Source organism: Ningiella ruwaisensis (genome assembly GCF_004798935.1).
Taxonomy (GTDB): domain Bacteria; phylum Pseudomonadota; class Gammaproteobacteria; order Enterobacterales; family Alteromonadaceae; genus Glaciecola; species Glaciecola ruwaisensis.
In genome coordinates, this window is sequence record NZ_RAHT01000005.1 from 1 (window position 1) to 19,852 (window position 19,852).

The 19,852-nt window shown below is 42.8% G+C and carries 16 protein-coding genes and 1 pseudogene; 5 read left to right on the forward strand and 12 right to left on the reverse strand.

Annotated features, from left to right (window positions below):
• The first annotated feature begins 326 nt into the window (after positions 1-326).
• A complete protein-coding gene (locus D6V41_RS11040) occupies positions 327-2,090 on the forward strand; it encodes a purple acid phosphatase family protein (protein WP_136251586.1) in 1,764 nt (587 codons plus the stop codon).
• Between the two features lie 154 nt (positions 2,091-2,244).
• On the opposite strand, the gene D6V41_RS11045 is transcribed toward D6V41_RS11040, so the two are convergent.
• The 5 genes from D6V41_RS11045 to D6V41_RS11065 form a co-directional block, all read right to left on the reverse strand.
• Positions 2,245-2,637 (reverse strand): ribonucleotide reductase subunit alpha, encoded by a 393-nt coding sequence (locus tag D6V41_RS11045; protein ID WP_136251587.1) that lies wholly within the window; start codon positions 2,635-2,637, stop codon positions 2,245-2,247.
• A gap of 139 nt (positions 2,638-2,776) precedes the next feature.
• Positions 2,777-3,499, reverse strand: a complete 723-nt coding sequence (locus D6V41_RS11050) for a hypothetical protein (RefSeq protein ID WP_136251588.1) — start codon at positions 3,497-3,499, stop codon at positions 2,777-2,779.
• An 84-nt stretch (positions 3,500-3,583) separates the two neighbouring features.
• Entirely contained in the window at positions 3,584-3,904 is a 321-nt protein-coding gene (locus D6V41_RS11055) for a P-II family nitrogen regulator (RefSeq protein WP_136251589.1), read from the reverse strand.
• A gap of 14 nt (positions 3,905-3,918) precedes the next feature.
• Positions 3,919-4,920, reverse strand: a complete 1,002-nt coding sequence (locus tag D6V41_RS11060) for a sodium-dependent bicarbonate transport family permease (protein ID WP_136251590.1) — start codon at positions 4,918-4,920, stop codon at positions 3,919-3,921.
• Positions 4,921-5,081: 161 nt separating this feature from the next.
• Positions 5,082-5,525 (reverse strand): Rrf2 family transcriptional regulator, encoded by a 444-nt coding sequence (locus D6V41_RS11065; RefSeq protein WP_136251591.1) that lies wholly within the window; start codon positions 5,523-5,525, stop codon positions 5,082-5,084.
• Positions 5,526-5,735: 210 nt separating this feature from the next.
• On the opposite strand from D6V41_RS11065, the gene D6V41_RS11070 reads away from it, so the two are divergent.
• Positions 5,736-6,278 (forward strand): hemerythrin domain-containing protein, encoded by a 543-nt coding sequence (locus D6V41_RS11070; RefSeq protein WP_136251592.1) that lies wholly within the window; start codon positions 5,736-5,738, stop codon positions 6,276-6,278.
• A 54-nt stretch (positions 6,279-6,332) separates the two neighbouring features.
• Positions 6,333-6,572, forward strand: coding sequence for a hypothetical protein (locus tag D6V41_RS11075; RefSeq protein WP_136251593.1), 240 nt, complete (start codon positions 6,333-6,335; stop codon positions 6,570-6,572).
• A gap of 111 nt (positions 6,573-6,683) precedes the next feature.
• Here D6V41_RS11075 and D6V41_RS11080 read toward each other — a convergent pair whose 3' ends face one another.
• On the reverse strand, positions 6,684-7,430 hold the full coding sequence (locus tag D6V41_RS11080) for an oxygen-binding di-iron domain-containing protein (protein WP_136251594.1): 747 nt from the start codon (positions 7,428-7,430) through the stop codon (positions 6,684-6,686).
• A 33-nt stretch (positions 7,431-7,463) separates the two neighbouring features.
• A complete protein-coding gene (locus tag D6V41_RS11085) occupies positions 7,464-8,093 on the reverse strand; it encodes a hypothetical protein (RefSeq protein WP_168711015.1) in 630 nt (209 codons plus the stop codon).
• A 265-nt stretch (positions 8,094-8,358) separates the two neighbouring features.
• Here D6V41_RS11085 and nrdG point away from each other — a divergent pair, with 265 nt between their 5' ends.
• Both nrdG and nrdD read left to right on the forward strand, forming a co-directional pair.
• Entirely contained in the window at positions 8,359-8,844 is a 486-nt protein-coding gene (gene nrdG, locus D6V41_RS11090; protein ID WP_206663259.1) for an anaerobic ribonucleoside-triphosphate reductase activating protein, read from the forward strand.
• Positions 8,813-10,663, forward strand: a complete 1,851-nt coding sequence (gene nrdD, locus D6V41_RS11095) for an anaerobic ribonucleoside-triphosphate reductase (protein ID WP_136251597.1) — start codon at positions 8,813-8,815, stop codon at positions 10,661-10,663. Before nrdG ends, nrdD begins: the two co-directional genes overlap by 32 nt.
• Before the next feature lie 97 nt (positions 10,664-10,760).
• Here the strand turns inward: nrdD and D6V41_RS11100 are convergent, their stop codons facing one another.
• The 5 genes and pseudogenes from D6V41_RS11100 to D6V41_RS18530 form a co-directional block, all read right to left on the reverse strand.
• Positions 10,761-11,306 carry a hypothetical protein gene (locus D6V41_RS11100; protein ID WP_136251598.1) on the reverse strand — a complete coding sequence of 182 codons (546 nt, stop codon included), beginning with the start codon at positions 11,304-11,306 and terminating at the stop codon, positions 10,761-10,763.
• An 81-nt stretch (positions 11,307-11,387) separates the two neighbouring features.
• Entirely contained in the window at positions 11,388-12,836 is a 1,449-nt protein-coding gene (locus D6V41_RS11105) for an MFS transporter (protein ID WP_136251599.1), read from the reverse strand.
• Positions 12,837-12,932: 96 nt separating this feature from the next.
• Positions 12,933-15,965 (reverse strand): TonB-dependent receptor, encoded by a 3,033-nt coding sequence (locus D6V41_RS11110; protein WP_136251600.1) that lies wholly within the window; start codon positions 15,963-15,965, stop codon positions 12,933-12,935.
• A gap of 70 nt (positions 15,966-16,035) precedes the next feature.
• Positions 16,036-17,478, reverse strand: coding sequence for a carbohydrate binding domain-containing protein (locus tag D6V41_RS18525; RefSeq protein ID WP_421907806.1), 1,443 nt, complete (start codon positions 17,476-17,478; stop codon positions 16,036-16,038).
• An 873-nt stretch (positions 17,479-18,351) separates the two neighbouring features.
• Positions 18,352-19,614, reverse strand: a pseudogene (locus D6V41_RS18530) (glycoside hydrolase family 16 protein); the annotation flags it as partial.
• Between the last annotated feature and the right edge of the window lie 238 nt (positions 19,615-19,852).

Sequence of the window (19,852 nt, forward strand, 5' to 3'; positions counted from 1 at the left end):
AGTAAAAAAAACTTTTCGTGATTCAGTCTATTTTTATAATATAAATATTTCCATTTATGTGTATTTAATATATTTTTACATGCTTGTTGATTGCATAAAACGCATATTTGCTTAATATTGTTAAATTCAACCACTTAAGAATCCTATATTTAGCAGGCGTAAAATATGATAAAGCGCATTATCACTCTTTATTAATATGATAATAAACAGTAATGTAATTGCTCCTTATATTCCAATAAATTAGTATGCTTAAGCGTAAATGGAGATAGCAACCAAGTTGACGATGTTTAACTGTAAAAGCAAATCTAACTAAGAGGCTTAGTAAGATGTATCGATATATTTTAATATTATTGCTCTTCCCGCTCTCCTTCGCGCTAAGTCAAGATGCGAATGACGTGGATGTAAGAATAATAGAGTTATCTAAAGATATAAGAGAGCGAATGCGCGCGTCTTTTAATGCCCAAGAATTTCGTAAGTTACCCGCTCAAAGTATCGAAAAGATGCTTAATGATGAAGAAAAACGCAGGCTTGCAAATGAATACTTACAATTTGAGGTGTCTCAAGACGGTACGCTTTATATTTTTCACGATAATCGATTGCTTGATGAGCGAGAGCCTTTCTGGTTATTCGAACCATCATTTGAGCGAACTGAATTAACTTTAGAAGCATATCAAAAAACATTTACTGCGTATAAACAAGATGTTTCAGCCGGACGCATTAGTTTAGGCGTACATGCCTTGCGAACCTACAGAGAACATTATATCGTGGTGTTTGTGGCCGACGATGACACCAGTACTACTCAAATTGTGCCTGTTGAGGGCTACGATGTTCGGGCTACTCCATTTATTCTTGGCGCTCAACCGTGGTTAGACCGATCTGTAAAGTTAGATAACATTCCTGAGACCTTAAATAACGCCACACTAATTCAATTACAATCGCAACGGCGTAAACTCGTGTCACTCTACGATTACTTTAATGTCACGGAATATCCGGCAAAATCATCACCCGATCAGGTCTTTTTAACGGTAACAGAAAGCCCTTCAACTGAGATGTATATTCAATGGCGAACATCTTTATCTAGCCCAAACACTGAACTTCGCATAAAAGAAGTGAATTCTGAAGCTTATCGCTACTTCAAAGCAAATTCCAAGCAGATAGACTCTCTATATACAGTAAATGATAAAAGTGTCTTTCGCCATAGCGTTAAAGTAACTGACTTAAAGCCTAATACGCAATATCAGTATCAAATACGTGTTTCCCAAGGAAACTGGGAATATGAAAATTCATTTACCACCGCACCTGAGAGTGGCGCTTTTACATTTTGGTATTTTGGCGACGTACAAGAAGGCTTTGATGATTTTGAAGATTTATTACTCAGCAGCCAAGCGACACTTCCCAAGCCTGCTTTCGCCATTTTTGCCGGAGATTTAGTTAGCATGGGAAATCATAGCGATGATTGGGATGCGTTTTTAAACGTGTGGCAGAAATATGGCGGCTCTATCCCCATGGCACCGGCAGTAGGCAATCACGAAATCTTACCCAATAAGCGTTTTGATTTGTACGCTGATGTAATGCGTCTACCTGAGAACGGCCCTCAGCAACAACAGGCAGAGAGAGCATATTGGTTCAAATGGGCAGATAGTCTGTTTGTTTCACTAGACTCTAACAGTGATGATGGTCAGACCCAATGGTTAGAAAACACTTTGTTGGAGAAGCGCGAGCATGTTAGCCAAATATTCTCGATCGCACACCATGGCGCATTTACCAGCAGACCTGGCCGCTATTATTCGCTTGTGTCTGAAAAGTGGCGCCCGCTTTGGGAACATTTTGGTGTTGAGCTTGTGATGCAGGGCCACGATCATGCTTATCTGCGAAGTATTCCTCAAGCTCTCGACAACGACAAAGGCACAGTTTATGTTATTGCAACTGCGGGCTCAAAGTTTTACCCTCAGGCAAAGCATGCATATGCAGCGCACTCTTTTACCGATATTGCGACAATTCAGATAATTACCGTAGATCCTAACGACGATACATTCAAATATCGGGCGATTAGCAAAAACGGTATCGTTGTCGATGCTTTCACACATTGAGGCTAATTTTTAGGTGTGATTAAAATAGATAATAGCGATTTCACAACTTTTTGAATGTTAAGCCCTGCAACACTGCATTCAACAAACATAAGAGCGCCTACTGGTGGTGCGCTAAGCGAATACTTTAGCGCTTGCTAGAGTGAACTGTGTCGGTTTAGCCGGCCACCATTTCAATGGGATTTTGCTTCCGATCAAATACCACGTAACGCATAATGTTATTGCCACGCATGACATCGTCGGTCATTTTATCAAGATACGGTTGAGCATCGTCCGAACTAGGCGGCCTTTTTTGGTCACCTGCCAAACTGGCAATAAACACAAAATCCCAATCTTTATTGATACTGTCGGCTTCTTTAACTAATGCATCAAAATTGCTAAGTTCTTCGGGCAGTTTATCAACCACCATAACAGGCGAAATTTCGCCGCGCTTATCGTCTCGCTTTTTACTTTTATTTGTGGCTTTAGCGCTGGCAAATAAAAAAAGAAGACGCTGCGGATCAGGCTGTTCATTCGCCATTTCAAGTAAGTCTGAGAACATAGAGATCATAATTTTTCCAAATGAAAAGTGATTTCTATGATCCTAAGGACTTTAGCAAAAATTGATATGCTATTTAGTTGGTAGAAAATTACTTATTTATGGGTAGTTTTATACCAAGGACACATCAAGCACCCTTTATTTCCCTAAATTATTTCCCCGAATTGACCTGGTAGCACACTTTCACATCATCCAGCAAATTAGATGAATCAATATCGCCATTTGACGCTTCAATCGGCGTAATCACAAAAGTAAATGCCTTAGTGTCTTCTGGCACTGAGAAGTCACCGCGATGAACCTTCCATGCTTTTTCATCGGAAGACAGCTGCGCCAGTTCAATCTTCTCGCCGTCATATTCTATTGCAACAACAAGGGTATCGACGCCCTCGCGGCCACTGTGAGCGAGCTCCCAATCAAAAGTGTGCTTTTGTAATGATTCTATTTTTTGCTTATGGTGATTGCCGTCCATCTCGACAAATACTTGTCCGTGATAAGCATCAACGCCCAAAAAACCCGACTGCCCTACTTCAATGGTTCCTCCCTCAGAAAAACCGCCTTGTTGCAAGGCAATTCCACCGGTACTAAACCATCCAGGAAAGTCATCTTGGGGATGCGCGTCTAAAAATTTGACCCCCGAATTTGTTCGTCCTAATGCTGAAATCATATCAAAAGCGTTTTGATAATCAGCATTTGTACTTTGCTCAAAGCTTCCATTGTTAAGCAAGTTTGGTGCGCCAGACTGACACAGGCTTTCATCGCTTGCTGATGCGGCGCCTACAATTCCCGTAAAAATTAAAAGCCCGAACGCGATGCGTGGCAAATAAAGGTAAGTTTTTTGAGTCGATATCTTTTGTGTCGATGTAAGGGCGTGCATCTGTTTAATCCTTTAGTAGTTCTCAAAGCAAATATCTAGTGTTCATCTAATTTCGTCGCTTAAATCATTTCAGATGAAACAGACTTAAAACTTCTCAGGCCGCAGTATTTTTATATCTTCCAAATATGTAATGCCAGAGTAATTTTTAAAGTAGCGTGCGCGCACTTTATCCATGATCGCTTCTGCCATTTCGGTATTTTTAACAATGATTTCAATCTGTATATTGCTGAAATCATCCACCACGGACGCTCTATCGGTGGTGGAACGAATATTGCGACTGCCTTTTCCACCAGCCGGGATAATGGTGTAGCCAGTCGCACCGCATTCATCAATAATTTTACAAACACCTTTTGCGATGATTTTTTCAGTAACAATTACCACTTTTTCTGCAATATGAAGTGTCATGTCTGCTCTCTTTTTTAAAAAACGGCTTGCGCTAAGACAATAAACAAAGGTATGCAAATCGCAATCGCGACAGGTGTACCCACGCTGGTAGATGCCCCAATATAAGCAGAGGGATTTGCCGATGGTATCCCGCTGCGCAAGGTTGGTGGCCCAGAGATGTCCGAACTGGAGGCAGCCATCACCGCAAGCAAGACTACACCGCCTGGACTAAAATCAACGAGAATGTGCGCGATATATCCTAATCCAAACGCAATAAGCCCGTGAACGATTGGGCCAACAAATGCATACACCGCATACCAGTGTGCAACACGTCTAAGCTCGTTGATTCGCGCATAGGCTTCCATTCCCATTATTAGCATCAGTACCGATAAAAAGCCTCTGAAAAGTGGCTCATAAAAACTCTCAAAGACTCTGTCGGGAATGGTCAACAAACCTAAAGCAAGCCCTAGCAAGAGGGCAGACAGTGCCGAGCCTTGTAAGCTATCTTTAACTATCGCCCAAACATCGATGTCATTTTGTTCGTCTTGGTTTTGTTTTTTCATGTAAATGCTGGCCAGCACAATCGCAAGCACCAGCGCTGGAATATCCATAAAGGGATATAAAGCGGGCACCCATGCCTCAAAGCTTATGGATTCCTCATCTAATGCGACCATCGCGGCAGCAAATGTAGATGCACTAACTGCACCAAACAAGCCTGCTGTGGCATAACCATCTTCCCGTTTGACGCTGGGAATTAAGGAAAACACAAAAATACCCAGCAAGACAATTACAATGCCTGTAAGCATGGAAAATAAGGCGGGTAGAAGCATTTCAACCAAGTTCGCATCACGAATTTCCATACCGCCATTTATGCCAATTTTCATCAGCAACATAAAAACAATGAATTTGTAAATGGCATCGGGAATAGTAAGTCGACTGCCGCACGCAGCAATTAACATTCCACCAATTAAAAAGCCAAGAGTAGGCGACTGAAACTGAGACACCAAGCGCGACAAAAAGTCGATAAGAAAATCCATTCGATCCTCGATACGATAACCTGCGCAGGTGGTTTGCCGTAATCCTGGCGCATTCGAAAAGTAACGCGTTTATTGAGATATCAAAATATAGTACAGATTTTTGTTTGTATAAATATAAAAGAATTTATACCAATAGACTTTTTGTTTATTCTCATCATTCGCTAAGCGAGTGATATACCCAATTGCTTGATAAGCGGCGATTTTTGCTTAACGCCAACCAAATCTTTCAGAGAATACTTCTCAAGGCATTTATAAAATTCCTCTACTGCCTCAGCTAGCATGCGCTTTAATTGGCAAGAGGGAGTAATAACACACTGGTTATCTTTGCCAAAGCACTCCACTAAAACTGTATGCCGCTCCATTTCTCTAATTAGATTTCCGATATTAATATCATCTGCTGATTTGTGAAGTTTCAATCCGCCGTTTTTTCCGCGGATGGCAGTGACATACTGGCGATTACTTAATTCCTGAACGACCTTCATTAAATGGTTTTTAGAGATGTGATAACTGTCTGCAATTTCTTGAATAGTCACCAGCTCATCCGGCTTGAGAGCTAAGTAGATTAATATTCTGAGCGAATAATCGGTAAAGCGAGTGACCTTCATATTGTTCCTTATTTCTTATTGATTATTTCAAACTAAAGCATGAGCGCGTTTTGATTAGCGTTAATACCTCAAAAGAAGTACCACTAAAAATAGGTAAATTATTTAATGTATTTATTTTACATCTTTAAAATATGGCGTAAACTAAATTTAAAGATTCATATTACATGCATCTTATTTTAAGTAGTCATTTATCGTAAATAGGAGTTAATCATGCATTGTGCGCTTGCCGAGACAAAAAGCGATTCCACGAGCGGCGGTAGTAAAAACATCGCATTTTCAGCGCTTAATAATTTAGATACCGCATCGCTTATCTCTCATATTCTTGAGAGATATCATGAGGTGCACCGCTATCAGTTAGAAGCACTTATTCCGCTTGCACAGCGCGTTGAACAAGTTCATGCAGATGAGGATTTGGTGCCCTCAGGTTTGGCCACGCATTTGCAGAAAATGCAGTTTGAATTAGAACAGCACATGCAGAAAGAAGAACAGATTCTTTTTCCTATGCTACAGCAAGCGTTTGCTCCCCTACCCACGAGAATGATAGGCGGGCCGATTCATGTTATGCGTCTTGAACACAATGATCATCAAGACGAAATCGCGCAATTGATGACGCTCGCCCATCATTTCAAATTACCTGAAGATGCCTGTGGTACATGGCAAGAGTTAAATGCAAAGCTACAAGCGTTCATTGAAGATTTACAAACGCATATTCAAATTGAGAACGATGTTCTGTTTCCAAGAGCTGAGCGCTAATTAAATAAACAAATAAGCAAATAGACGAGTTATTTAAACATTGAGGTCAAGCAAATGAGTCATCACCTTATCAACATCAGCTATTGGTTGCTATTGGCATTTACCCTTTCTTGGCTTGTCGCTTTTTGCATCGGTTTGATTAAGCATTCAAATACCCGTAGCGCAAAGATATGTCAAAATTGCTCGCCCTTTGGTGTATCTTTATCAGAATCCAGTACCGAATTATCCATGCCAGAAACTGTTGGCGTAGAGCTTTGTTGCTGTGAATTAAGGGAGGTGGCTCGCAATAAATAAATTAAACTGTTTTAAGATGTGCGCTCTAGATTGGAACCCTATCAGTGCATGAAAAGCCCGCACTTAATGCCCTCTGTGCGGGTTTTCTTATCAGTACGAAATAGGGTGATCCTAAATGGCAATTTGGTGACATGCACTACCGACCTCAAGTGCTTCAAACCAATCCAAAAATCGCTTAACGTCATCACCTTTAAATATTCGCCCGTGCTGAGGGCACATCATATCAATATCGAGTTGCCTGACGCGCGCTATCCAGTCGTTTTTCGCACGATTAGATGGCATCCAGCGCTTATGAAAGCCCTCCATAAACTGAATATGATGGTCAAAATCTTCAACAAATATTGGCGCATCTACGTTTTCAAGCGCTGCACCAATATCTCCCGACATCAAAATTTTCGCTTGAGCGTCATAAACATTGAAATTCCCTGACGAATGTAAGTAGTGCGCAGGAATAAAATCAAGCTGCAAGCCGTCAATCACAATAGACTCGCCTTGATCGGCAATGCCCTTAAAGCGAATATGTTCCATGCCAAAATGCCGTAAGAAACCTTCCCAAATTTTAGGAGAATATAGGGTCGCGTCAGGCACCGTTTTGTCCCATAAACCTAAAGACGAAATAATATCGGGATCTTGATGCGAAGCAAAAATATGCGTGATTTGTTCAAGCGGTAGCTCTTTTACAAGACTTGCCAACATGGGTGCAAATAATTCGATTCCGCCGGGATCCATTAAAAGCGCGTTTGAGCGTGTTTTGATGAGGTATTGATTAGTATCGATGATTCTTTCAGGTTTACTGTTGTCTCGACCAAATAAAAACCATTGGTGTGAATGAGTATCAAAAATTTTATTACTGATCATATTTATCCTTAAGGTGCAGCGACCCGTGAGCTATCAGATGCCAGTGTTATTTGATTTTTGCGCCAAAAGAGCGGCTTTCATCAGGGCAAGCGACGTGTCTACATGCTGTTCAATTTCCGTGGCGGCATCTACAATGTTTTTCGCATTGTCGGCCAATGCAGCTCGATGCTGCGACTCGGCTTGCGTCGACTCCATTAAAGACATGGTACCGATAATTTTGGCAGACGAGAGCTCTTTTTTCATTTCGCTTAACTGCTCAGACAGTTGCCTAACTTTTGCAGCAATTGCCATCTCTTGTTCCTCAAGCAATGCGTCAACTTGCATCATGGGCTTAACTAAACTCTCGATGTGAGCGCTATTGTGCGAAGACCGCTCAGCGTTTTTCATCACCCAATGCATTTTTTCAGAGGCGGATTGTGTACTTAATGAGTAAGTAGAGAGTTTACTGATATCGATTGCGATGGTGTTAATTTCATCCGACATTTTAACGGTCTTTTTCGCCAGCTCAGAAATAAAACTCGTTAGCGCACCAAAACCCGCTGCGCTTTGTCCGGCACGAAAGGCCAATACGCCCGCATTGCTCGATGCAAGCATGACACGCTGTGCAATTTTTTTAGCTTTGTGAAGCTGCGCGGCAACGGCTGCGGCATTGATATAAAACACTGACGAGTTTTGGGGAACTAGGGACAAAAACTAAAAACCGATTCCGATATGAATAAAACTATATTAAACAAAAACGTAAAAGCTAAAAATACCTAGTAAGTGGTAAACATTTAACTGGAAAAAAATGTGCTGGTTAAGTTAATGCACGAATTAGTGAACAAGCTAGTAAATAAGTTGCAAATTAAATACATTAATTGATCCAGATCACACCATATATTGTGTTATGAATTATAAATAACACAATATATAGTATATGAGACAATCAATGTTTAACTGTTTTGAACCGCAGGTCGTTTTTCAGGAAGTACCGGACGAAATTGCATTAGCATTTACGATCACCGGTTGTACATTGGGCTGCAAAGGCTGTCATAGCACTGATACATGGGACCCACGCGCAGGAATTGAACTTAGTGAAGACCTGCTGCAAAACTACATCAGCACGTACAAGCAATACATTACTTGCGTCTTGTTTTTTGGTGGCGAATGGTCACTAAAGCGTTTGCTTGCCTGCTTGTCATATGTAAAAGCATGCGGACTTAAAAGCTGTCTTTACACCGGCCTTGATGATGTGCCAAGTGCACTAAAACATCAACTGGACTATCTTAAAACAGGCGCTTACATCAAAGCATTGGGCGGCCTGGAAAATCCCGAGACCAATCAACGATTTTATCACTTACCCACTCAAACTAATCTTAACTATAAATTTTGGAAGCGCTCTTATGTTGACCCTACAAAAATCACAAATAGATGAAAAGTTAGCTTTTATTAAGCAATACATTTCAGCTAAAAACGCAGCCGATGGCGCAGTGCTAGATGCAAATGCTAATGTAACGCATAAAAACATCGCTACTCTTGAAGCTGAATTAATGAAAGATGCATTTATTCAAATCAATCGCGCACAGGTAAAAAATAAAATTAAAGAGATGTTTGATGCTCAACTTGCCAAAGAATATGAACGTCAAATTACTCAACATGAAATTTATGTACATGACGAAACCAGTCTAAAACCCTATTGTGCTTCTATTACACTCTATCCGTTTTTACTGGATGGATTGACACGCTTAGGAGGTGAATCTAAAGCACCACAACATATCGAATCTTTCTGCGGTAGTTTTGTAAACCTGGTATTCGCGATAAGTGCCCAATTTGCCGGTGCTATCGCGACCGTTGAGTTTTTGATGTACTTTGACCATTTCGCTCGCAAAGATTATGGCGAGAATTATTTGAATACGCATTCTCATGAGATCGCAAACCATCTTCAGCACGTGATATATGCCATTAATCAACCGGCCGCTGCCCGTGGCTACCAGAGTGTTTTCTGGAACATTTCGCTTTATGATAAATACTATTTTGAGGCGATGTTTGGTCGCTTTGTTTTTCCGGATTATTCCCAACCTCAATGGGAGAGTGTAGAAAAACTGCAGCGCTTTTTTATGCGATGGTTTAATAAAGAGCGTGAAAAAGCGGTACTGACCTTTCCTGTTGTCACCGCGGCAATGTTAACGCAGAACGGAAAAGTAAAAGACCGGCAATTTGCCCAGCAGTGCGCGAATGAAATTAGCGAGGGTAATTCGTTTTTTGTTTATCAATCGGATTCACCTGATTCACTCGCTTCATGCTGTCGTTTGCGCAACGAAATTACCGATAACACGTTCTCTTATAGCTTAGGTGCAGGCGGCGTATCAACGGGTTCAATAAATGTCATTACCTTAAACGTAAATCGCTTGATTCAGCAAGGTAAAAACATAAAAGACAGCGTTAAAAAGATCCACAAGTATCAGTTAGCCTACCGCGCATTAATAGAAGAATATTTAGAAGCAGGGGCGCTTCCAGCCTATAGCGCTGGTTTCATTTCATTGAACAAGCAGTTTTTAACCATTGGAATCAATGGCATGGTTGAAGCCGCTGAATTTTTAGGGATTAAAGTAGGAAATAATAAGGACTATAAAGCGTTTGTAAGTGAACAATTAAAAGCCATTTATTACGCGAATAAAGCAGCGGCACAACAATATGGCGTGATGTTTAACACTGAATTTGTTCCGGCTGAAAATTTAGGCGTAAAAAATGCAAAATGGGATAGGCAGGATGGTCTTTGGGTCACGCGAGATTGCTATAACTCCTATTTTTATGCAGTTGAAGACAGTCGTGTTAATCACATTGATAAGTTCATATTACACGGTCAAGAAACAACGCGCTATTTGGACGGCGGCAGTGCTTTACACTTAAATTTAGAGGAACATTTAAGCCGGACCAACGCACTGAATCTGCTCGATACAGCGGCCGCCACAGGATGCAATTATTTTTGCATCAATGTAAAGATAACGATTTGCAATGAATGCGAGCATATTGATAAACAATCTCATCTATGTTGCATGAAATGTGGCTCAGATAATATTGATCACGCAACCCGTGTGATTGGATATTTAAAGCGCGTTTCAGCTTTCAGCAAAGGGCGACGTGAAGAACATGGAAGGCGACATTATCACCGCGGCATGAAGCCGCTCACTAAGGATCAAAGCCCCGAACATCTGCATACAGAGCAGGAGTTTGTTTCATCAGATATTGATTAATTAGCGCATCACAGGATTAACTAAAGATAGTTATAAAAAAGGCGCCGAACAAGTTTCGGTGCTTTTCAATTATGGGCAGTTCAGCTCCTGCTTCATTTTAAAAGGCTAGCTTCTTAAACGAATACCTTCGTGCCAATTTGCTGCCACCTAAAAACCCAAGGTAAGCCGCAACTAGCCAAAACCAACCATTTTGCATATCAATTTGTTGCATCCAGTAGTTAAACCAAACAAAGGCATCCACCAGATTTAAAATAGCATTTACAATAAAGTCGACCAGCATATTAATGCTTAAGTTGCTGAAAAACTGACTTAAACTTAAGCTTAGTAAGCCGGCTATAAAATTAAATATTTCCAGTGTCTCAATGCAAACGTAGGTCCCAAAAGCCATAACGCCATAAAAGCCGCTGCCAAAAAATAACCACTTATTTAAGAGCATATCTTGAGCGCTCGTTTTGTAGAACGGAGTTTTTATCTTTGATTTTTTATGGGTACTTGAGAGATTTTTAAGTGCATTATCGAACGCTTTAGCATCTACGTTTTGTGTAAGCTTTCCTGAGCGGATCGCTAGAGAAATAATTAAATAACTAAATAATAAAACAGGCAGCGCAGAAAACACCAATGCCCGTAAGAGCTCAATAAACATGTTGAATGCCGCTATTGGGATGTAAGTAGCAAAATGACTATAGCACTAACCTTAGGTTATTTTCTAAGCAAACGCAATTTATCAGATGTCCCCTCTTAGCTGAATGAGCGCTTGTTTAATTTCATCTGCCTTATCTTCGTCAAGGTCATATTTCCACATCACAACGACGGCTAAACCCGCTGTGAGGATTGGGATAATAATATCTGCAATGCGTAATTTGGTCATGGTTTCAACACTTTGGGTCGCAAGGCTTGGGTCAAATCCTACAAAAGAAAGCACCAGCCCGCCTAAAAACATGGCAAGCGCCTGACCTATTTTGACCATTAACCAGTAAATAGCAGCAAAAGTTCCTTCTTTTCGCGGCATGCCGTTTTTTAATTCGTCCAAATCGCATACGTCAGCAGTCATACTTAGCATAAGCGTGAATAGCCCTCCTATTCCAAATGACATTAATGGGATGGGTAAGAAGATCATCCATGGATGTTCGGGGTTAAATCCATACCATTTAAGCGCGTAGCCAAGCATTGAAATGAGAGTTGAAATAATAAATGCTTTGCGTTTACCTACCTTTTTTGCAAGCCAGGTCACAATTGGAATGACTAAAAAAGCGGTCATCAGTGCACTGACGGTTCCAAACCAGGCGGGCCAAGTGCCTGTTGAGCCGTAGTCGCCGTCAAACATGTGAAACACAATTATGAAATAGGCAAACTGCGAGACCAATTGAAAACCATTAAATACCAAAAATGTGGCGGCACATAATTTAACAAAGCGAGAATTGGAAAATGTTTCGCTTATGGAACGAAACACACCTTTTACATTTTCGGCTATGGTTCGAAATGATATCTCTGCCTGATTCTCGATTTTATCGCCATCAATCCCCTTACAAAACAATCCTGGGACGATGCCCAATACAATGCATATACCAGCAACGTATAAGGAAAGTTCTCTTACGCCTTCTTCTTGCGTTGGAAAAACCTCAGGATTGGCAATTAATACCCAAAACCAGGGTACGATCATCCATGCAATTTGCCCCATAAATTGCGACACCGCCATAAGACGCGTGCGCGCATTGTAATCAGACGTAATTTCATAACCCAAGCCAACAAAGGGTGTTGCAAACATGGTATTTCCAATAGTAAATGCAAGAGAAAGTAACAAGAAATACCAAAAATTAAAGCGTTGTGAGTTTTCTGCGTCCAATTGCCACAAAAGCGCAAACAAAACACCGCTCAGAATAGCGCCAATTACGATATAAGGTCGTCGTCTTCCCCACTGTGAGCGAGTATTATCAGTGATAAAACCCATAATAGGGTCTGTGAGTGCGTCAAATAAACGCGGTAAGCCCGTAAGCAACCCGGCTAAAACCGGGTCCATTCCAAAGGCCGTCACCAAAAAAAAGGCAAAAATACCTAAGGCGGCTGGCAGCAGATTAAGCACTAAGGTGCCCGTTCCATAAAATACTGTTTGTTGCGCTGTTAGTTGACTACGAGAGCCTCCATGACTGACGGACCTATTGGACGGTTCTGACATTACTGATGTGTTCCTTGAGTATCAAAACCGGCTTTGCAGCCGGTTTTATTATCTACCATTAAACGCGTTACCAAGGTGTTGCCAAGCTCAGCAACCTTAGTTCATCGCGTAGCGAATACCAATTGCGTAGCGAGGTCCAAATTGCGCTGCACTTAAAAACTGCTCAGTGAAGCGTCCATTGACACGTTCAGTTTCATTGGTGAGATTCACCCCTTCAAAAAATACAGTGATATTTTCTGTGAGGTTGTAGTTAACGCTTAAATCGACCTGCGTGAATTCTTCCGCAAATTGAGGAGGTACGTCGCTGCTTCCTTGCGCCTGTCCTTGACCAACTAAATATTCATCACGCCAGTTTGCAGTAAGTTTCACCGACAAGGCGTCGTCTTCGTAAAAAATCTGAAAGTTAGCGGAATCACTTAGTCCAGGCAAAACGGCCTGAGCGGCAAGCAAATATCGATCATAATCGACATCACCATCCACCAAGGTGGCGTTTACACCAACACCAAATCCAGTCTCTCCAAATAGATGCTGAACGGCTAACTCAACACCATTAGTTTTACGCGTACCTACGTTTTCAGGAGACGTAATGGTCCAGTCTATAAGGGGATCACTCGATGGGTCGGGTAACACCGTTGTACCGTCGACACCCACACCGGCAGCAATAATTTCTGCATATATTGCATCATCTGTTGCCTGCTCTCCACGCGCCTGAATTGCCGCCTCTGCTGCGTTCCAGCGTTCGCCTCTGAAAATATCATGCACCCCCTCGTACTGCTGGATAACTTGTGTGGTATCAATCCAGTCGTCAACATCTTTCCAGAATAAGCCAACAGAAGCATAACTTGCTTCGTCATAGTAATATTCTAAAGAGAGGTCTAAATTAGTTGATTTAAACGGCAGTAATCCAGGGTTGCCCCTCGCCCCGGTTCTTGCGCCAATCGCGGGGAAGCCGGTGCGGGTTAAACCACCAAGTAGCTGACCAAGCTCTGGCCTTGTGATGGTTTGACCTGTAGAGAATCGTGCGACTAATTCATCTGTAACATCCATTCTTAAATCAAGCATTGGCAACAAGAGATTGTAATCGCCCTCAAAATCAACGGTGAGTACGTCGCCAGCAAAAATGGTGCGCCACTCAGAGCCTCCGTTCCATACTACACGCTCAATTACCTGCGTTTCGCCGGGGCTGGTCACATCCGTTTGTTCATATCGAAGACCAAAATTGAGATCAAGATAATAGTCTTTAATCTCAAATTCCCAGGAGCTTGATAAATATGCAGCTATGGTTTCTTCGTTTACTTCTGAGTTACCTTGATTTATGTAATTATCAATGTCAAAAGTGTTACCAATGGGATTAGTTTCATCAAAAAATGCAATAGAACGCGCTACCGCCTCTGCAAAATCGTAGGTGTAGGTGTAATTTGGCGAGATGCCATCAGGACCAAAATCAAACTCATCCAGAAACCCGTCTAAGCTTACTCGTTCAAACATGCTATCTGGAAACACCGCCGTGTTAAAATTGTAGCCTGCAGGTTGAGACACAGCGCTACTGCCGGTAAGCGTTTGTTCGGTATACTCCACACCAAATTTGAGATCTTTCAAACCAAAATTGGTATCAAGCATCCATTCTCCAGAGAATCGGGCAGAATTGACTTCTGATTCACCCGGTGATGCGCTGAAAATACCTAAATTTGCGCCAATATTGGCAGGACTTACTTCGTCGCCTTCAAGCCAATTAACGACAAAACTGGGCACTTCCCCATTTCGAAAATCGTATGATTTATCTCTAAATGCGTTGGTGCCTAAAATCATCAGGCCATCATGTCCAAGACCATCGTCTAGCGTATTGTCCGTTTTACTGGTCGAGGTGTGTACATCAAACTCAAAACTCAGTGTGTCAGAAAAAAAGTATTGAGCGTTTAAACCCGTTGCGTAAGAGTCGACTTCGTTGGTAACCCGGTTAGTGGTAAATGATTGGTCATTACCTGCTGAATTATAAAATAACGCTGTACCGTTTTCGTCAAGCTCGTATGCATTGGCATTTCCACCAAAAGAACCATTCCAGATCCCCCAACCCAATCCTTCATTTCCTTGAACCGCTCGTGATAAGGTATGATCCAGCGTAAAGGTTAAATCTTCTGTAGCCGCATATTGCAAGGTCAACTGCGCATTTGTTCTCTCTCGTTGAACATTTTGAATGCCATAGTTAAGGTCTTGAGGCAGAAAGTGTGCAGCAGTCTGAACAATTTCACCTGTTTGGGGATTCACCACTCTGTATAGAGGAACAGCATTTCCCTCAGCGTCAAGGGTTCTTCCATCAACGCTATTGGCGAGTCCCGCAGGAAGTGGTGCGGCATTGATAATGGGTCTTTCAACGCCGTCATCGTCAAGATATGTTGCGCTTGTTTGTGCTTTCCAACCTTGAACACGTGCAGATTGGCTTTGAAAATCCCTGCGCTGGTATGAAAAGCTCGCAGACACTCCAAAGCGCTCATCTGCAAAGGTGTTGCTATAAATACCCGCTATTTCAGGCGTGACATCGTCATTAACCTCATTGGATGTATCGTGAATGCCTTTGGCCATCACTGAAAAACGCTGACCTGGATTAGACAGAGGTCGGTTTGTCACGATGTTTACCGTGGCACCTATTCCGCCTGTAGGCTTATCAGCACGGGCGGTTTTGTATACCTCAAGTGCGCTGACCCCTTCTGAAGACAAATTTTCAAAGTTAAAAGAGCGCGTAAAACCAGTTCCCGCCATTTGTCTTCCATTTAAAGTGACAAGGTTAAAACCCGGCCCAAAACCTCGCACGGTTATCTGGCTTCCTTCACCGTTTGCTCTGGAAATAGATACACCGGTAATACGACCCAGTGATTCGGCCAGGTTTGTGTCTGGAAATTTCCCCATTTCTTCGGCAGAAATGGCGTCTACCACACCATCAGATGTGCGCTTCAAATCGGCAGAACGAAGCAAACTTCCTTTAATTCCCGATACCGCTATTACTTCCACATTTTCAGCACCGTCATTTTCTTCGCTTTGTTGTTGAGCAAACGTAGGCAAGGCCAGAGCAGAGCCCAACAATATAGACATGCTTGTTGCGAGGTAGGTTTTCTTAAAATTCGTATTTTTCATATTAAGTCTACTTATTTATTGGCTATTGTATGTTTAGGGCGAAAGCGTAAAACCGTTCGCCCTAAGGCCCTTATTGCTGTTGTTTAACACTCACATCATCAATGTAAACGCCACCCACTTCAGCTCCCATGTCAAATAGGATGCGACTGTTTTCATCGCCAAAAGGAATACTTTCCCCTGTCGAAATGGTGGTAATGGTGTAATTGAATGTTTGCCAATCTGTGGTTAGCTCAACGGTTTCGGTAGCGGCATAAAACGGCGCTGCATTTAACCCCAGTCCTGCCAGCATGGAACGAGCGACCGTCGCCTTCGCTCTGAAACTTACCGTATAAGAGGTGCTTGGGCTTAAGGTCATCACTTGACTTAAATTAACCGCCCAGGGATCGCCAGCGCTGGTCACATCAACAAAGTAAACTGAGTTACCATCGTCATCGATGATGTTGTCTGGGCCAATCGCGCCCGTCCAGGAATCGACATTTTCAAAGCTCCCGTTTATGACAAGCTCTGGTGCATCGGCAGGAATAAGCTCGACACTCACATCATCAATGTAAACTTCCCCCACTTGAGCACCCATGTCGAATAACACACGACTATTTTCATCACCGAAGGGGATAGACTCACCATCGGAAATAGTTTCAATCGTAAGGGTGTAGGCTTGCCATTCGCTAGAAAGCGAGACTTCTTCAGAATTGGCATGCCATGGCGCTGCATTCAAACCAAGCCCTGCAAGCATTGTTCTGTCAACATTCGATCGCGCTCTGAAGCTCACCGTATAAGTGCGGGAGGGTTCGAGGGTCATGACCTGACTTAAGTTGACAGCAAAGGCATCTCCTGCTGATGTGACATCAACAAAGTACACATTGTTGTCCTCCTGGTTGACAATGTTTTCTTCGCCAATCGCACCAATCCAGTGTTTTTCGCCAAAATCAAAGCCATTATTAACTACCAACTGTGGCGCTTTTACCAAACTGATGTCATCTAAAAACACATCTCCCACTTGTGCTCCCAAGTCAAACAACACGCGAGCTTCAGGGTCGCTAAAGGCATCCCCATTTTCATCAAGTGTGCTAAGGTTCAGAGTAAATGTCTGGTATTCAGTGGTCAGTGCAACCGTTTCGACATCGGCTGAAAAAGGTGCTGCATTTAAACCAATACCAGCAATGATGTCACGCGCTTGTGATGCTCTGGCCGTAAAACTTAGAATGTAGTTAGTTGCTGGCTCAAGCGCTAAAATCTGCGATGAATTAACCGACCATGGGTCACCAGCGGCACTAACTTCATTGAAAAGCACGTTGCGTTCGCCATCAGCCATCATCATTCCGCCAGTCCAACCTTCAGCATCAGTATCAAAAGTACCATTGCTAATAATTTCCTGACCAATTGCATAGACAGGTGCGCTTGGCGTGTCGCCGCCATCATCACCGCCGCCACCGTCTCCGCCGTCGTCGCCACCATTGTCGCCACCATCGTCACCACCACCAGCGTTACCTGTGACAAATCCGACATTTTTCATTTGTACAACAGCGCCTTCGCCCGTTGTAAAGCCAGGGAAAACGAATATAGCGTCTACTTGAGGTGTGTTGGTCAGGCCGGCGCTTACCAAATTTGATACAGGTATTGAGTAGCGTTTCCATTCTCCCACTACGGGCGCACCCTCAGGCAGGTTTGCGAGCTGAAATTCGGCAAACCCTGAACAACATTCACCGTTTTGCTCCACTTTGAGAAGCCATGGTTGACCAGATGTTGGCTGCTGAACAACTTTGAGATCGAATTCCAAAGCGCCAACACCAATAAAGTTTGTAATATCAACCTGTTCACTGGCGCTGCGAGTTTCAAAGCCTACCACTGCGTTAGGCGCAACAATTGAAAATTGAGCAACGTTTTCACCTTCGTCTTCAACGATCTCAAACGTCGCATTAGGTGCATCAAAAATGTTCAAAGCCCAAGGTGCAACGGCTTCACCATCGAATACGGCAATAGGGTCAACATCTGCCGCGCCTTCAAACCGAACATTATCAAGCTGAACGATTGCTCCATTTCCTGTAGTAAATCCGGGAAAGACAAAAAATGCGTCCACTTGAGTGGGAGAAAGCCCAGCGGAAATTAAATCCGCCACAGGAATGGAATATGAAATCCATTCGCCAACAACAGGCGCACCTTCTGGTAAATCAGCAAGAGGAATTTCTGCAAAATTTGAGCAGCATTCTCCGTTTTGTTCCACTTTAACTAGCCATCCCGCACCAGAACTTGGTTGCTGAATAACTCGCACATCAAATTTTAAAAAGCCCGATCCTGCCAAGCTTGAAATATCAAAGCTAGCGCCGCCTGACGGCAAACGGGAGTCAAAGCCTGTTACCGCAGCATCCCCCGTTGTCGTAAATTGCACATATACATTGCCGTCGTCTTCAGTGATGACTTCTGCACTTGAGTTACCGTCGCAGCATGCATTAATTTGCCAGCTATCTCCCAATGCGTCTGAAAAGATTTCAATGCTTTCACCACCAGCGCCAGTAAGTGGAGGATTTGGTGCCTCACCCTCGCGAAGTGCAAAGGCATTTGATTCGAATCCATTGATGGTTGCATCACCCTCAATTAGTTGATCGTAACCTGAGCGAATAGTCGCACATCCTTTACCCGTAATCGGATCTGCGGCACACTCGTAAACACGCACATAATCAATTACAAAAGACTGACCGTTTTGAAATGCATCAGCATCAATACCGAGCTCATTAACGTTTTCCGGCCAGTTTCCACCTACCGCAAGGTTGAGGATTAAATGAAAATCCTGATCAAACGGAGCATCCGTCCAGAAAATCTCGAGTTGCCCTGTATTTCGATCAATATATTCTGTATACCAGCCCCTATGCGTAATAAACTGGTTGCCTGTTTCCGGCGCAGGCTCCGTTAATTCAGTGCGTCGCTGAGTCGCATACAAAAAGTCATCTACGTACCATCTTATTTCACCCTCTTCCCACTCGATGGCATAAGTATGAAAATCATCTGCCGGATTTGTCCCTTCAGGGAATTTAAACTCCACGCCAGACTGGTCATTGTTAGGAAAGGCCTGACCGTAATGAAGCGTGCCATAGATACTACGCTGGTCTAAACCATCCCTTGGGTCAGTCGCTTTTAGATTTACTGCTTCCATAATGTCGATTTCACCAGAGCGCGGCCACCCGCCGTACACGTAGTCCGTGGGTAGCATCCAAAATGCTGGCCAGGAACCTTGTCCTGAGGGCAGTTGAGCACGCATTTCAATGCGCCCATATTTGAAATCAGCTTTATAGCGAGTGTTTAATCTTGCTGAAGTATAGGGTTGTGCTGCGCCCTCGGCTGCTGGTAAGGCCACGATGTTTAAAGCGCCATCAGACACAAACGAATTATCGCTTGAGTCGGTATAACATTGTTTTTCGTTGTTTCCACCACCGATACAATTGATTTCATGAGTCCAATTGTTGGTATCTATCGCATCGCCTTCAAATTCGTCGCTCCACACCAGTTCCCAATCACTTACTGGTTGCGTGGGGTTTACTGCGTCAAGATTAGTGCTAGTCTCGACACTACTTCCACCACCACACGCTACTAACGCGAGAGCGAATACAGATGCCAGACATGTGCGCGTAAATGTATTCACGTTGTTATTTTTCATGTGTGCCTTCTCCAAAATGACTACGCTGCATCAGTGAACTTTTTACACTGCTTGCAATTCGAGCTGAGAACAAAAGTAAATATTTTGTTAACTTGCATCTTAGAGCGGTGTAATTTATTTGTTAATAGCGTAAAGAGCTAAATGCGATAAACGGGGATAGAGTCAAGGTGAAATGGATTAGGTCTACAATTTAAGGTGTATGACTAGACCATGACATTTTGAAAATTGAAATAAGATG

Bases quoted from the DNA above. Each gene is read 5' to 3' on its own strand.
- D6V41_RS11040 (WP_136251586.1), top strand. From the start codon at position 327: ATGTATCGATATATTTTAATATTATTGCTCTTCCCGCTCTCCTTCGCG.
- D6V41_RS11045 (WP_136251587.1), bottom strand. From the start codon at position 2,637: ATGATCTCTATGTTCTCAGACTTACTTGAAATGGCGAATGAACAGCCT.
- D6V41_RS11050 (WP_136251588.1), bottom strand. From the start codon at position 3,499: ATGCACGCCCTTACATCGACACAAAAGATATCGACTCAAAAAACTTAC.
- D6V41_RS11055 (WP_136251589.1), bottom strand. From the start codon at position 3,904: ATGACACTTCATATTGCAGAAAAAGTGGTAATTGTTACTGAAAAAATC.
- D6V41_RS11060 (WP_136251590.1), bottom strand. From the start codon at position 4,920: ATGGATTTTCTTATCGACTTTTTGTCGCGCTTGGTGTCTCAGTTTCAG.
- D6V41_RS11065 (WP_136251591.1), bottom strand. From the start codon at position 5,525: ATGAAGGTCACTCGCTTTACCGATTATTCGCTCAGAATATTAATCTAC.
- D6V41_RS11070 (WP_136251592.1), top strand. From the start codon at position 5,736: ATGCATTGTGCGCTTGCCGAGACAAAAAGCGATTCCACGAGCGGCGGT.
- D6V41_RS11075 (WP_136251593.1), top strand. From the start codon at position 6,333: ATGAGTCATCACCTTATCAACATCAGCTATTGGTTGCTATTGGCATTT.
- D6V41_RS11080 (WP_136251594.1), bottom strand. From the start codon at position 7,430: ATGATCAGTAATAAAATTTTTGATACTCATTCACACCAATGGTTTTTA.
- nrdG (WP_206663259.1), top strand. From the start codon at position 8,359: ATGTTTAACTGTTTTGAACCGCAGGTCGTTTTTCAGGAAGTACCGGAC.
- nrdD (WP_136251597.1), top strand. From the start codon at position 8,813: ATGTTGACCCTACAAAAATCACAAATAGATGAAAAGTTAGCTTTTATT.
- D6V41_RS11100 (WP_136251598.1), bottom strand. From the start codon at position 11,306: ATGTTTATTGAGCTCTTACGGGCATTGGTGTTTTCTGCGCTGCCTGTT.
- D6V41_RS11105 (WP_136251599.1), bottom strand. From the start codon at position 12,836: ATGTCAGAACCGTCCAATAGGTCCGTCAGTCATGGAGGCTCTCGTAGT.
- D6V41_RS11110 (WP_136251600.1), bottom strand. From the start codon at position 15,965: ATGAAAAATACGAATTTTAAGAAAACCTACCTCGCAACAAGCATGTCT.
- D6V41_RS18525 (WP_421907806.1), bottom strand. From the start codon at position 17,478: ATGAAAAATGTCGGATTTGTCACAGGTAACGCTGGTGGTGGTGACGAT.